The following is a 15,530-nucleotide window of genomic DNA, read 5'->3' on the forward strand; positions in this document are numbered from 1 at the left end:
AGCTAATCAGACGCGGGTCCATCTCATACCACCGGAGTTTTTACCCCTGCACCATGCGGTGCTGTGGTCTTATGCGGTATTAGCAGTCATTTCTAACTGTTATCCCCCTGTATGAGGCAGGTTACCCACGCGTTACTCACCCGTCCGCCACTCAGTCGCAAAAGTCTTCATCCGAAGAATCAAACTTAAGCGCTTCGTTCGACTTGCATGTGTTAAGCACGCCGCCAGCGTTCATCCTGAGCCAGGATCAAACTCTCGTAAAAAATATTTTCCCTCACACCTCAGCGTGAGTTAAAATCAAGTTTAATTCCGTTCAGGAAAACTACTAGCTTTCCTATCCCGTTATTACTGTTTTAGGTCGACATTAAATGTCTTGTTCTGAATTTTCTCTTAAAGAATCTTCAGGGTTGTTGTCTATTGTTCAGTTATCAAAGTTCTTTGTGTTGTCGTTTGCGACAGCTTTAATAGATTATCACATCTTTCGTCGCTTGTCAACAACTTTTTTATTTTTGTTGTTTCAGCGATGTGTACTCGCTCGAAACAGCTTATCTAGAATATCATGTTCATCGACATTTGTCAACAACTTTTTTCATTTCATATATTCCGGATTTTCGGTTGTGCCTCATGGACAGCGGTGCTTCTCAGCCCTGTCTCACGCGACAGCTTGTATAATATAGCACAGCAGTCACACCACTGTCAACAGCTTTTTCATTTATTTTCATTTTTGTCTACATTTACTCATTTGTCTACATTACATTGCGAGTATACGATATTCAAAGCCTGTTTCTTTCATTAATTCCATATATGGCATCGGATCAAAATATTCCGGAGAATATACTCCCGACTCTTTCCATATACCACGCCCGATTAATTCTATAGAAAGTGCTGCCCCAAAACCCGTCTGCGCAGTTACTGCCTGTGAATGCCACCGTTTCATGGAAGCCTGATTATCAAATGGCTGATAGATAAAGTACTCTTTCTTGTCTCCATTTTTCTTGCCAATGCAATGCACACCTACCAGCATACGTCCTGTCATTTCATCCCCTATGTCCTTCGGCTGAGGTGCACAGGCTGCTACTACATCTCGCGGCACTACTGACACATCTCCTACCTGCACCGGATGAAGGCTGCGTAGTCCAAGGTGATCTAATACCTTTAACGCCGTGATCAGATTCTCATCCAGGCTGATCTTAAAGGTCGCACGTTTTAATCCATATTCACCCAGATATCTTGGCATAGTTACGGTTTCCTCATGTTCTACTTTTACTAATGTATTAGTTCCCACTCCATCCGGCATCTGGAATACCTCTTTTCCGGCAAAAGGTTTCTCTACGATAAATCCACCACGTTCTTCATCATATTCCACATTGGGATTCATCACTTCGTCAAGCACAGTCCATACATTAAACCCGAATGTAATATCATCCGGATCAGCTCCGGGGATCGTAAGGTTGCCACCATCTTTTACATGTACCTCAGTTAGTTCATCAAATAATTCCACTGCAGCATATTTAGCAAATACATTAACCACACCCGGATCTATACCCATACAGATTACTGCCATATTACCACGTTCTTTCCATTTTTCGTGACGGTCAAAATTATATCTGGTCATAGGCTCTGTATAACTGTTTTCAATGCCGAGCCCATAAGCCGGATGTTCCATCGGCACCGACCAGGTACCCATGCTTCCGTAATTTGCCCCAGTCTCATAAGCCGCATCAAAGATTATATTACTCGCAAAAGGTGGTGCTGCGTCCATCACAAAATCAATTTCATATTGTCGAATCAAGCCGATCAACTCTTCTTTACTGGTCGCATCTGCCTTTGCCGCCTGAAAATAATCCGGTTCATCCAATGTATCAGCTATCTCCTTTGCGCGCGCTTCGTCATAATCACAGATTAATCCATATTCCAGCCATTTATGTGACGGGTCTCTCCATTTCAATACTTTCATTATACTTTCACCGACCGCTCCGGCTCCCACAAGCATCATTTTCATAATCATTTCTCTCCTCATTCAATTCGGATGTTCCTGGTTTTGACTCGTCGTAACACAAAAAGAGAGATAAACATACAGTTTCCCTGTACATCTATCTCTCTGTCCATTTGCCAGTTGGTTCTTGCCACGTAGGCGATGCTAATGCATTCTCTCCAAAGATTCGTCCGACTGCCTTCCTTTTGCCTGTCAGTTTCCGCAGAGGAACGATGCATCCTCCGGTTTGCTTCTTCGGCCCCTTTCGGTGTCTAGAGCAGTCATCATCCGCTTTATTTCTATTACTTACTATTATACGCCCGCACCCCTAAATCTCGTCAAGAACTTTCTATATTTTCTGCAACAAATCTTTTATAACGAATCTTTCTACAGATAATTCATATCCAATGTCTTATTCGTAATGAATAAGATATCCACATCTTCTTCATCCGATGCACCATGTGTCATCTCTATGCCTTCATCATGCCATACGAATTCGCCCGGTCCAAAAGTGCCATGTGAAGTCACCAGTGTTCCTTTCAACACATAGATACCATGGGCACAATGATGTGTATGCAATGGAATCATACATCCCTTAGGATAACGGATCTGTTTAATCATCATCCCGGTCTCAGGATCTACGACCAACTTATGCTCATACATTAATACTCCCGTCTTGGAATTATTATGTGGATAGTTCTCAATCGCATCCATTTCTTCTTTGTTATAAGAAATTACTCTTTTTTCATTTGTTTCGCTCATGTACTTTTTCCTCCATATATTATCATATCTACTTTGGTTTCACTTCTTCAAGTATATCCATTGGTAACTATTTTTGTCAATCTTTTATATTACCAGTGGTAATATATTTTCAAAACAATTGAAACAGCTGGTAATACATGTTATGGTAAATTCATATGATGAAATGGAGAAACGCAATGTCTGAGACCAATAAAAAAAAGCTGCTTTATCAGCAGCTAAAAGAACATATATTAGAAGATTATAAAAATCAGCCTTATCACACACCGCTTCCAGGTGAGCGGGCACTGTGCGACATTTACCATGTAAGCCGTCCTACCGTCCGCAAAGCACTAGAACTTCTGGAAGAAGACGGCTGTATTACACGCTTTCCTGGAAAAGGTGCTTTCTTTATCGGCGAATGCAAAATAGAAAACGGGAAAAAAGTTGTTTCCTCTGCGATTGCGCTGTATAACCAGGCAAAGCTCCGCGGTAATTACACACACAGCCGGGTTCTGACGCAGAGGATTGAACTTGCAAATGACAGAATTGCCGAAAATCTCTCTATCCAGAAAGGATCCAAAATCTTTCATCTGGAACGGCTGCGTTATATTAACGGTGACCTCTGGCTTCATTCAGATGCCTATCTTGACTATGCCCTCTGCCCCAAGATTGTAGATTGCGATTACACTATCGGTTCTCTACACAATACATTATCCGCTCACGGGCATATACCTTTTAAAGCAAAGCGTCACATTACCGTACAGCATGCAGACGATTATATTGCTTTGCATCTGAATCTTCCAAAAGAATCACCTATCTGTGTTACCGAAACACATACTTACGACCAAAATGGAATTATATTAGAATATGTGACTGACCGGGAAGATGTCTTTCACATTTCCTTTGACCTGGAAGTCTCTAATCAACTTGATGTTACTGACTCACAGACAGGTTCCATCCCCGGTTTCCGACAATAACATACCCGCCAGCACTTACAATTGTGTTCCACGTTTCACAGCATCATCGCCATACTTTTTTCGTATCTGATCCAGTGCCTCATCCAAATTGCGTAATTTATCACTACGTGATGTATGTTCAGTCGATAGTATACTATGTATTTTCTGTGTACTATGCGTGTCTTTCCCTGCACTGCTATGCAGTATCGGCATATCAAAAAGACTCATCTGCTCCGGTTCATCTTCATGCACCAGCTTGGAACTTCGAAGTCCAAGGAGTCGGATCGGTTCTCCGTTCCAAAATTCCCGAAACAGTTCCATCGCTATATCGTATATCTCCATATCATTATTGGTTGATCGAAAAAGCTGCTTCTGATGCGAGTTATCCCGAAATGTATGATAACGGATCTCCACACTCAGCATACCTGCTTTCATCCCGGCATTGCGAAGACGCCTGCCCACACTCTCTGCCAGATTAAAAAGAACTTTTCCAGCTTCTTCCTCAGTGGTAACATCTTTTGCAAGAGTCATAGAATTACCAATTCCTTTTGACTCTGCCCTCACCGGTCGCACTACATCATCTCCGATACCATTAGCCGATTCCCAAAGCATTCTTCCATGGCTTTTCAAATGCAGCTCCAGAATTGCCGGATCCGCCTGTGCCACATCACCAATTGTCCGCATTTCCAGCTTATGAAGTGTCTCTACGCTGGATCTGCCTGCCATGAACAGGTCTTCCACCGGAAGCGGCCACATTTTTGCCTGAATCTCTTCCGGAAAAAGCGTATGCACTTTATCTGGTTTTTCAAAATCAGATGCCATCTTAGCCAGCAGTTTATTCGTGGATATTCCTACATTTACGGTAAAACCAAACTTATCGCGTACTGCATTTTTAATCTCCATAGCACCATCTATTGGCGAATGAAATCGATGCGCAATACCGGTAAAATCCATAAAGCATTCATCTACACTGACCTGTTCTATATCTGGTGTATAATCCCGCAGAAGCTCCATAAGCCTTTTACTGTATTCCTGATAGCGCCTGTGATCCGGAGGTACCACCACAAGATCCGAACACTTACGAAAGGCATTCGCAACAGGTTCCCCCGTACGGATGCCATATCTTTTAGCAGACTGGGACTTGGCAAGCACAATGCCATGACGCGACTTCTGGTCACCGCCTACAATAGCATTGATCTTACGCAAATCCCGGTCTGCGCCATTCTTCAGTTCTTCTACCGCGCTCCAGCTTAGGAACGCAGAATTAACATCAATATGAAATATTATGGTCATTGATCTATTATTCGCTTCTTGCCGTCAGACTACCATTCTCCACATCAATTACAATGGTCTGATCTGCACCGACGCCACCCTGCAGCATCAGCTTAGCAGCCAGTGTCTCTACATGTTTCTGCAGGAATCTCTTCAGCGGACGTGCACCATACATCGGATCGTATCCGCCTTCTACCACGTAATTCTTCGCTGCATCTGTCAGCCTGATGGAAATCTCCTTCTCTTCCAGACGTTTGTTCAAATCAGCTATCAACAAGTCAATAATGCCATGAATATTATCCTTCGTCAACGGCTTAAACATAATTGTCTCATCCAGACGATTCAGAAACTCCGGACGGAAATGTGCTCTCAGATCTGCCATAACAGCATCCTTACTTGCTTCACTGATATTACCGTTCTCATCAATTCCTTCCAACAGATAAGAGGAACCAATATTTGATGTCATGATCAGTATCGTATTCTTAAAATCTACCGTACGTCCCTGAGAATCTGTAATACGTCCGTCATCCAGTACCTGAAGAAGTACATTAAATACATCTGGGTGTGCTTTTTCCACCTCATCAAACAAAACAACTGAATATGGTTTTCTACGAACAGCCTCTGTAAGCTGACCACCCTCATCATATCCCACATATCCCGGAGGCGCTCCGATCAGACGAGACACAGAATGTTTCTCCATGTACTCACTCATATCTATACGGACCATATTGGACTCGTCATCAAACAGGCTCTCTGCAAGTGCCTTGGCAAGTTCCGTCTTACCTACACCAGTAGGTCCAAGAAACAGGAAAGAACCGATCGGCTTAGTTGGGTCTTTAATGCCTGCTTTGGAACGAATGATTGCTTCTGTCACAAGTTCTACTCCTTCATCCTGTCCAATAACTCTGTGATGCAGTTCATCTGCCAGATGCAATGTCTTATTACGTTCACTCTCATTCAGTTTGGCAACTGGAATTCCGGTCCATCTGGATACGATTCTGGCAATCTCTTCATCTGTTACACACTCGTGTACCAGGGATCGATCTTCATCCTTTGTCTGTGATTCCAGTTCTTCCAGCTGCTGTTTGAGCTGCGGCAGCTTACCATACTGAAGCTCTGCTGCCTTATTCAGATCATATGCCTGCTGTGCTTTCTGAATCTCTTTACCGACATTTTCAATCTCTTCACGTACCTTATGAATACGCTCTACAGCTTTCTTTTCATTATCCCACTGAGCTTTCTGTCCGGCAAATTCTTCCCGGAGTTCAGCCAGCTCCTGCTGCAAATGCTCCAGACGCTCCTTGCTGAGACGATCTTCTTCCTTCTTAAGTGCAGCTTCCTCGATCTCCATCTGCATGATACGACGATTCATCTCATCCAGTTCTGTCGGCATGGAATCAAGTTCTGTCTTGATCAGGGCACATGCCTCATCCACCAGGTCAATTGCCTTATCAGGAAGGAACCGGTCAGAGATATAACGGTTAGATAATGTGGCCGCTGCTACCAGTGCGCTGTCAGTAATCTTAACTCCGTGGAATACTTCATAACGTTCTTTCAGACCACGCAAGATAGAAATGGCATCCTCAACCGTTGGCTCATCCACAAGTACCGGCTGAAAACGACGTTCCAGTGCGGCATCTTTCTCAATGTACTGTCTGTACTCATCCAGTGTAGTTGCTCCAATACAATGCAACTCGCCTCGCGCTAGCATCGGCTTCAGCATATTGCCCGCATCCATGGCACCATCTGTCTTACCTGCACCTACAATCGTATGCAACTCATCAATAAAGAGGATAATGTGGCCGTCACTGTTCTTAACTTCCTCCAGAACAGCTTTCAGACGTTCCTCAAATTCTCCACGATATTTGGCACCGGCTACCAGTGCCCCCATATCCAATGAGAATATCGTCTTATCTTTCAATCCTTCCGGCACGTCGCCTTTCACGATACGCTGTGCCAGACCTTCTACGACTGCAGTCTTACCTACACCAGGCTCACCGATCAACACCGGATTATTCTTGGTCTTACGAGACAGGATACGAACCACATTACGGATCTCTGCATCACGACCAATGACCGGATCCATCTTCTGATCTCTGGCTCTTTCCACCAGATCTGTACCATATTTGTTCAATGTATCATAGGTGGCTTCCGGATTATCGCTGGTTACCCGCTGGTTGCCACGCACTGTAGAAAGTGCCTGGAGGAACCCTTCCTTACTGATACCCATCTCCCGGAAGATTCCTTTCATTGCACGGCTTGGATAACGAAGCATTGCAAGGAACAGATGCTCAACTGATACATACTCATCACCCATCTGCTTTGCTTCATCCTCTGCGTGCACCAGGACATTATTCAGATCCTGTCCAACATACTGCTTACCGCCCTGCACCTTAGTGCGACCGGCGATTGCCTGTTCCACACACTGCGTTACCACACCTATGTCCAGGCCCATCTTCTCGATCATCTTCGGGATCAGCCCATCATCCTGTGTAAGCAATGCATACAGCAAATGTTCCTGCTCGATTTCCTGATTACCATAGTCCATTGCAATCTTCTCGCAGTCCTGAACTGCCTGAAGTGATTTCTGCGTAAATTTATTTATATTCATAAAACATGCCTCCTTTGACATGCGAACCAGTCGCACTTCTCTTTGTTCTATTCACAATATAGCACCGACTATTAGCCAAGTCAATAGTCGAGTGCTAATTCTTTTTATCTATTATTATCATGCTGCGCCCTTTGTTCTGCCGCCACATGCTGCTTCAAATTCTCGTAATTTCCGTTTGGCTTCTTCTGTCAGATTCTTCGGAACATCAATCTGTATTGTCACATACTGATCTCCTTTTCTGCCAGAATCCTTCATTGCCACAATGCCCTTGCCTTTCAGCCGGATCTTAGTACCGGACTGAGTTCCCGGATTGATCTTACACATAACCTTTCCGGTCAATGTAGGCACAATGGTTTCGCCACCGAGTACCGCTGTTGTAAATGGTACCCGAGCAGTGGTGTATACATCCATTCCTTTTCTTTCAAATCCTGGTTTCTCGCCTACTCTTACTTTCAGTAACAAATCGCCCGATTTGCCGCCATTGATACCTGGCATTCCTTTTCCTTTCAAACGAATGCTCTTACCGTTATCAATACCTGCCGGGATATGCACCTTCAGTGATGTCTCACGTCCACCATTATTCGGATCCGTCAGATGGATAATCTTATCTGCACCAAATGCAGCTTCATCAAATGTTACATCTATCTCTGCTCTTGTATCAGAGCCATTCTCTCGATACTGACCTCCAAAACCTCCCTGGAATCCGCCACCGAAGTCTCCACTGTGGAACCCTCCGCTATGGAAGCCTCCATTGTGGAAGCCGTTTCCAAAATCGCTGTAACTGCTGTGGCTCCTCCGTCCTGCACCACTGCCAAAGCCTCCGCCGAAGATATTCTTCAGGATATCATCCATGTCTCCCATATCTCCGCCTTCAAAATGATACTCATGGAAGGTGCCATTCGGATCACTGTACGTATATGTTCCTCCACCCGGTCCGCCGTATCCATATGCTCCGGAGCCTCCCGCTCCTGCCGTGCCATCAAATGCTGCATGACCGAACTGATCATACATTTTCTTCTTTTCCGGATCGCTGAGGACATTGTAAGCTTCTGTTGCTTCCTTGAATTTCTCTTCTGCCTGTGGATTGTCTTTGTTCGTATCCGGATGATATCTCTTCGCCAGCTTACGATAAGCTTTCTTAATCGTATTCTTATCGGCTGCCCTGTCTATACCAAGGACATCGTAATAATCCCGCTTCGCTGACATGTCTCTCCCTCCCATCTATATATTTATCTTATGATGCCAGGGTCAAAAAGTCTAAATCCGCAGGCACCATACATATTATTACTCTGTTACTGTATTTGAATACCCCGCAGGTTCGGGTGCCTGCGGGGTATCTGATACTTACATCTACAATTTTACAATTACTCAATGGTAATATAATGGCTCTTTTCTTCTACCGGCTTCTCCTCTTCCTTCGGTACTACGAAGGACAGAATACCGTTCTCATACTTCGGATGAATATCTTCCTCTGTAAGGTACTCGCCAACATAAAAGCTTCTGCTAAGACTTCCGGCATAACGCTCTTTTCTGATATAGTTACCTTTCTTGTCTTCCTCATCTTTATCCAGACCCTTGGCTGCACTTACAGTCAGTACACCATCTTTCAAATGCATCTGGATCTCATCTTTTGTAAATCCCGGCAGATCAATATCTACTTTATATCCTTCTTTTGTATCTTTCACATCAGTCTTCATAAGGTTTTTTGCATGCTTACCATACAGCTCTTTATCCACATTCGGAAATGCTGGAAATGCAAAATCATTCATAAAATCATCAAATAAGTTCTCTCTAAAAATACTAGGCATCATCATAAGTCATATCTCCTTCCAAATGATAAATAATATATTTAGCACAATCGGAAAATTCCGAGGTGTTGATTGCTGGAACTTCTGGAATTGTAATCCGGAATACTGTATGAATGCTGTCGGCTTCATATCTCTGATTCCTTATCCCTCTTCCTTTGTTCTAGTTGTACTATAGCACCTATTATTAGCACTGTCAAGAGGTGAGTGCTAATTTTTTGAGATTTTTTTTGCAAACCTTGATTTTCCGGGGTTTGCAACACTTTTTCTTCCTTATAATCATCACTTTTTCTTGATTTGACACCATTTTGACACCAATTTTTTATTTTTGGTGCATTGTTACATCGTAATTCAGTCCTTTCTTTTTAATTTTGAGTATGAAAAAAGCAGTCGATCATAAATGAAAGACTGCTTTAAATCATATCCTTTCTCCAATTCTTCATTGAACTCTGCTTCTGATAATGTGCTGATGTCAACAGGTCTGGCAGATGGTATTTTTACTTCAAACGGAAGTCCTCTATGTAAGATAATCTGTTTATAAAACATATTGATAGCACTGGAAGCAGGGATGCCAAGTGTAGACAGGATACTTTCTGCTTTTTCTTTGACATCTGGTTCAATCCTTGCATATAAATTTCCACAATGGTAACACCTCATCACTTTATGACATTTCATAATAGTGTGCGTAAATCCCACCTTTTGCCAACAGCTCATCATGCGTCCCGCGTTCTGCAATCCCGTTTTCTGCAACCACCAGAATTTCATCAGCATTACGGATCGTTGACAATCTGTGTGCAATAGTAATTGTAGTTCTGTCTTTTGCCAGTTCTTCCAGACTCTGCTGGATAAATTTCTCGCTTTCATTATCCAGAGCACTCGTTGCCTCATCCAGAATCAGGATAGATGGATTCTTCAAAAATACTCTTGCAATAGAAATGCGCTGTTTCTGACCGCCGGACAATCTGGTTCCTCTCTCACCAACGAATGTCTCATACCCATCCGGAAGCCCCATGATGAATTCATGAATATTAGCCTTCTTTGCCGCCTCAATAATCTCTTCCATTGATGCATCTGGTCTGCCATACGCAATATTCTCACGAATACTTCCACAAAACAGATATACATCTTGCTGCACCAATCCAATCTGATTACGAAGACTCTGTAATGTCAGTTTCCGTACATCCTTCCCATCGATTGTAATACGTCCTCCAAATACATCATAAAATCTCGGAAGCAGAGAACAGATGGTTGTCTTTCCACTTCCGGATGGTCCGACCAACGCAATCGATTTTCCTTCCGGGATATCAAAAGAAACATTATCAAGAACCAGTGAGTCATCGTCATTATAATGAAAGGAAACATTTTCATAACGCACATGCCCTTTGATATTTTCCAGTGGCTCCGCATCTTCTGCATCTACAATCTCCGGTTCTGTCTCAACGACATCTAAGAATCTCCTAAATCCGGACAACCCTTTTTGCATCATTTCCGTAAGCTCTACCAGAATCTGGATCGGACTGATAAAAATGCCAATATAAAGCGCATACATCGCCAGATCTGCCGGCTCCATCTGTCCATGTGCGATCAGCCAACCTCCAAATACCAGCGTCATCAGATACATCATCCCCTGAAAGAATAAATTGCCTCCTGTAAAACTACCCATACAACGATAGTTTGCATCCTTTGAGATCAAAAAACTTTGATTGCTCTTTTTAAATTTCTCCCGTTCAATATCTTCATTCGCAAAAGACTGTACCACACGGATTCCTGCCAGCGTATCCTGAAGGCTGGAATTCAGATTTCCGATCTTACGTCTGTTATCCATAAATGTTGCCTGCATCTTCTTGTTCTGCCCATAAGAAAAAAACAGCATAAATGCCACAAGCACCAGAAGCGGAATCGCCAGTTTCCAGTTGATCAGGAACAGAAATACAAAAGATCCAACGATTTTAATCAACGAGATAAATAAATTCTCCGGTCCGTGATGCGCAAACTCCGAGATATCGAATAAATCCGATACCAGTTTACTCATCATCTGTCCCGAGTTATTCTGATCATAATATGAAAATGATAATTTTTCATAATGATCAAATAACTGTTGGCGCATATCTCGTTCCATATGTGCTCCCATCATATGTCCCTGATAACTAACATAGTACTTGCATCCTGCCTGAATCACATACATAACAAGTAACACAAGTGTGATCGGAATCAATGCCCGCAAAATCACATCAGAACTCTCTGTAAATAATGTCTTCGTCAATGTTCGTAAAATCTGTGGAAAAGCCAGATCGGCCAAACTGATCACAGCGGCACAAATCAAATCCAGAAAAAATACCCCCTTATACGGAGCGTAATATTGAATAAATTTCTTTAATGTATGCATATTAATCCCTTATTCCTTTCAAATCAATCTGCTACATTATATCACAAAAATTGCAAGAGCCGACTCTTTCGAACTATTTTCTTTCACTCAATGTTTTAACATTCCATAATGATCTTCTCACATCTGTCATATCCGAGCTGTGAACTATTCAGACACAACGTATAATTGCTGGCTTTTCCCCATTTCTGATCCGTGTAAAAATTGTAATTTGTCATACGTCTTTTATCTGTGTCAGCCATCATTTTGACAGCTTCCTTCGCTTCTACATTATATAAGCCAATGATACGATGTATTTTTTCTGGCATATCCCCATGAATAAATACATTCAAGACATCGTCCCTGTCTCTCAATATATAATCGGCATTTCTTCCGATAATCACACAAGGTTCCTTTTCGGCTAGATCCAAAATAACTTTTCTCTGTGCCTCATACACCATATCTTCTACTGATTTTCCTGTAATGTCGCGTCCGACAAGTGCATAGGCAAACAATCCCTTCTTCGGAGACAACTCTGCGCTTTCCTGAATATAATCTGGTGATAAACCTAACTGTTCTGCAATCTCATCAATAATATTTTTATCATAATAAGCAATCCCAAGGTTCTTTGCGACTTCTTCTCCGATAAAGCGACCGCCACTTCCAAATTCTCTGCTAATTGTAATGATTCTTTTTGTCATCTCTGACTCCTCCTTAATTTAACGTATTCACTTTATTTTTTCTGATTCTTTTTAAAAATACATATCCAACCAGGCATGCAATCACTTCAGTAATGGGGAATGCCCACCAGATCATTGAAACTCCCATCTGACCACTTCGGACAAACAGAGAGATAATTCCGGCTAGCGGCAGTATGATGATAAGCTGTCTCAAAAGAGAAACAATCAAGGATTCCATACCACTATCCAGTGCCTGATAAATACCCTGATAAGCCACATTAATTCCAGCAAACAGAAAGCTGACCGAGATTACTCTCATCGCACTGATAAAATATTCTCTTGACTGTCCTGCATTAAACAACGTTGCAAATGCTCCGGGGAAAATCTCTGTGATTGCAATTCCCAGAATCATTAATGCAATGGTATAAATAAGTCCATACTTAATGCCATCCAAAATTCTCTTTTTATTCCTCATTCCATAGGCAAATGCAATAATTGGAGTGATCGCATCTCGCAGACCGAATGCAAGGAATAAAACAAACTGCTGTACCTTATAGAACAAGCCATAAGCTGTCTGTGCTGACGGATTGAACTTCAAGATCAGATTCATCACATAAACCATAATGGACATCAAAGCCTGCGCAATAATCGCCGGAAGTCCGATTGCATAAATTTCTTTTATAATACCGGAATCCGGCTTCATGTATTTTGCATCATGTTCAAATTCTTTATTCAGCTTCATATGAAAAATAAACAGTAACACTGCGGATGCTACCTGACCAATTACAGTTGCGTAGGCTGCACCATTTACTCCCATTTCCGGACAAGGTCCAATGCCATAGATCATGATCGGATCCAGGATGATATTTATCAGTGCACCAACCACCTGTCCGATTGTAGAATAAAGTGATCGCCCTGTTGCCTGTAATAACTTTTCAAACAAGGAAAAGAAAATAATCCCAAAAGAGATCACGCAGCATATTCTCAGATAACTGACTCCCATCGCAAGTACTTCTGTATCTACTGTCTGCGACGAAATGTATGCTTTCACGCCCAAAACACCAAACAATAAGCAGACCACATAAATGATCACACCTAAAAACAGACTATTTCCTGCTACCTTTGCAGCTTTTTTACTGTTTCCCTGTCCAAGTGTTCTCGCAAGAAGTGCATTGGTTCCGACTCCCGTTCCAACTCCCACCGCAACCATAAGCATCTGAACCGGGAACACCAAGGTAAGAGCATTTAATGCTGCTTCACTGCCCACTCTCATATTTCCTACAAATGCACTGTCTACAATGTTATAGACTGCCTGCAGTGCCATGGATAAGATCATTGGGATTCCCATCTGTATCATCAGCTTATTCACCGGCATATTCTTCATCTTGTTACTTTCCGCCATTTTGTTTTAGCTCCTCTCTTTTTGACACAAAAAAGTGCGCACCCTGTCTTATAAGCTGGACTTACGCTGACAGGCTACACACTTTTTCGTGACGATATTAATTTTTCAACAAAATAAAAACGAGTAGCCGGCAAACTGGATTTACGCTTACTTGCTACTCGTTCGTTGTAATTATATTGTCTCTTTTTCAAAAAGTCAAATAAAATTTTGCTTGCATTTTTTGACCGTCCGGACTCCGCATATCCTTTCTCCAGTTCTTCAGTGTTCCATTCGTTTCAATTCCGGCAGCACCGTGCACAGCATCGTAATAAAGCACACACTTCCACCGATTACATTGGACACCGGCTCTGCTATAAATACACCGGTTGGTCCCATGTCCAGTGCGTATGGCATCAGATAGGTCAACGGAACTACGATAACTACTTTACGGAGCAGGGAAAAGAATATCGCCTGCTTCTTTTTATTCATTGACTTGAATACCGTCTGACCAATATACTGCAGATCCATGAAAATAAATGCAGCAAAATACTGATGAAGAGCCGGCACCGCATCCTTCAAAAGTTCTGTATCCGAACTGAATATTCCGATCAATGTCTCCGGAACAAGTATGATCGCACCCCACATAACAGCTGTATATCCAAGAACCATAAGTCCCATAACCACCATTGTTTTGCGCACCCTTGCCGGTCTACGCGCCCCGTAATTATAGCTTAAGATTGGTGATGTTCCCTCATTCATTGCATGAATTGGCGTTTCTACCAGCTGCCGGACACTGGATATGAGCGTCATAACTGAAATATAGATGTCTCCACCAACAACAGAAAGCACATTATTACAGCAGATCGTAACCAGACTGTTCGTCAACTGCATAATGAATCCCGAAGTTCCGAGACTTACAATATTCTGCGCATATCCTCTGCAATCTGCCAATTCATCTCTATGTAAGAAACGCACTTTCAGTTCTGCTTTTTTCATAAGGAAAAATAATACAAACATTGCTGAAAGACACTGCGAAAGAACCGTTGCGATTGCCGCGCCACGCACGCCTAATCCAAACAGAAATATAAACACAGGATCCAATATCAGATTCGTCAATGCTCCGATAGCAACTGAAAGCATACCGATCAGAGAATATCCCTGCGCATTGATAAATGGATTCATTCCAATTGCAATCATCGATGGCAAAGTACCGGTCAGATATATCATCATATATGGATATGCGTAAATCATAGCCGTATCAGATGCTCCAAACAGCACAAGCAATGGACGTGCAAATACAAGTCCGATCATCATCAACAGAATAGCACTGACGCATACCAGTGAAAATGATGTATTCATTACACCAACTGCTTTTGTTTCCTCTTTTTTTCCTCTGAATATAGAAAAAAGCGGTGCACCACCAGTTCCAAACAGATTGGCAAATGCACTAATAATTACAATCAATGGAAAGCATAGTCCAACTGCTCCAAGCGCAGCTGTTCCTACTTCCGGAATCCGTGCAATATAAACACGGTCTACGATGTTATACAACAGGTTCAGTATCTGGGCAACCAGCATTGGAAGTGCTGCGCCAAGAATATTGCCAGTTACTGTTCCATGTTCGAAATCTATTCGTTTCAATTGACATTCATCCCTTTTCTTTTTCTTGATTGTCAGTATAGCACGCGACGTTCCATATGTAAATTATTGTTTCCCAGGCTGCTCTCTTCAAGGAGCCGCCACTAGC

General features: G+C 42.5%; 12 protein-coding genes and 1 rRNA gene. 1 reads left to right on the forward strand and 12 read right to left on the reverse strand.

The window, feature by feature from the left end; all coding sequences use genetic code 11:
• From OCV65_RS03595 to OCV65_RS03605, 3 genes are all read right to left on the reverse strand, one after another.
• Positions 1–263, reverse strand: a 16S ribosomal RNA gene (locus OCV65_RS03595); the annotation flags it as partial.
• Positions 264–751: 488 nt separating this feature from the next.
• A complete protein-coding gene (locus OCV65_RS03600) occupies positions 752–2,002 on the reverse strand; it encodes a saccharopine dehydrogenase family protein (RefSeq protein ID WP_262580973.1) in 1,251 nt (416 codons plus the stop codon).
• A gap of 360 nt (positions 2,003–2,362) precedes the next feature.
• A complete protein-coding gene (locus OCV65_RS03605; RefSeq protein ID WP_262580974.1) occupies positions 2,363–2,737 on the reverse strand; it encodes a cupin domain-containing protein in 375 nt (124 codons plus the stop codon).
• Between the two features lie 176 nt (positions 2,738–2,913).
• Between OCV65_RS03605 and OCV65_RS03610 the strand changes: the two genes are divergently transcribed.
• Complete coding sequence (locus OCV65_RS03610) at positions 2,914–3,693, forward strand: GntR family transcriptional regulator (RefSeq protein WP_262580975.1); 780 nt, start codon at positions 2,914–2,916, stop codon at positions 3,691–3,693.
• A gap of 15 nt (positions 3,694–3,708) precedes the next feature.
• Here the strand turns inward: OCV65_RS03610 and OCV65_RS03615 are convergent, their stop codons facing one another.
• The 9 genes from OCV65_RS03615 to OCV65_RS03655 all read right to left on the reverse strand — a co-directional run bounded on the left by OCV65_RS03615 (position 3,709) and on the right by OCV65_RS03655 (position 15,424).
• A complete protein-coding gene (locus tag OCV65_RS03615) occupies positions 3,709–4,965 on the reverse strand; it encodes a DNA polymerase Y family protein (protein ID WP_262580976.1) in 1,257 nt (418 codons plus the stop codon).
• 7 nt (positions 4,966–4,972) lie between these two features.
• Complete coding sequence (gene clpB, locus OCV65_RS03620; protein WP_262580977.1) at positions 4,973–7,555, reverse strand: ATP-dependent chaperone ClpB; 2,583 nt, start codon at positions 7,553–7,555, stop codon at positions 4,973–4,975.
• A gap of 117 nt (positions 7,556–7,672) precedes the next feature.
• On the reverse strand, positions 7,673–8,761 hold the full coding sequence (locus tag OCV65_RS03625) for a J domain-containing protein (protein WP_262580978.1): 1,089 nt from the start codon (positions 8,759–8,761) through the stop codon (positions 7,673–7,675).
• Between the two features lie 158 nt (positions 8,762–8,919).
• Complete coding sequence (locus OCV65_RS03630; protein WP_118383454.1) at positions 8,920–9,369, reverse strand: Hsp20/alpha crystallin family protein; 450 nt, start codon at positions 9,367–9,369, stop codon at positions 8,920–8,922.
• Between the two features lie 342 nt (positions 9,370–9,711).
• Complete coding sequence (locus tag OCV65_RS03635) at positions 9,712–10,035, reverse strand: type II toxin-antitoxin system RelB/DinJ family antitoxin (protein WP_262580979.1); 324 nt, start codon at positions 10,033–10,035, stop codon at positions 9,712–9,714.
• Positions 10,022–11,746 (reverse strand): ABC transporter ATP-binding protein, encoded by a 1,725-nt coding sequence (locus OCV65_RS03640; protein ID WP_262580980.1) that lies wholly within the window; start codon positions 11,744–11,746, stop codon positions 10,022–10,024. The genes OCV65_RS03635 and OCV65_RS03640 overlap by 14 nt, the downstream gene beginning before the upstream one ends.
• 95 nt (positions 11,747–11,841) lie before the next feature.
• Positions 11,842–12,423, reverse strand: coding sequence for a cytidylate kinase-like family protein (locus OCV65_RS03645; RefSeq protein WP_262580981.1), 582 nt, complete (start codon positions 12,421–12,423; stop codon positions 11,842–11,844).
• Positions 12,424–12,436: 13 nt separating this feature from the next.
• Positions 12,437–13,804, reverse strand: a complete 1,368-nt coding sequence (locus OCV65_RS03650; protein WP_262580982.1) for an MATE family efflux transporter — start codon at positions 13,802–13,804, stop codon at positions 12,437–12,439.
• A 258-nt stretch (positions 13,805–14,062) separates the two neighbouring features.
• Positions 14,063–15,424, reverse strand: a complete 1,362-nt coding sequence (locus tag OCV65_RS03655; RefSeq protein ID WP_262580983.1) for an MATE family efflux transporter — start codon at positions 15,422–15,424, stop codon at positions 14,063–14,065.
• Positions 15,425–15,530 lie beyond the last annotated feature (106 nt).

Origin of the sequence: Dorea ammoniilytica, from assembly GCF_025567415.1 — a bacterium.
GTDB classification, from domain to species: Bacteria; Bacillota; Clostridia; order Lachnospirales; family Lachnospiraceae; genus Claveliimonas; species Claveliimonas ammoniilytica.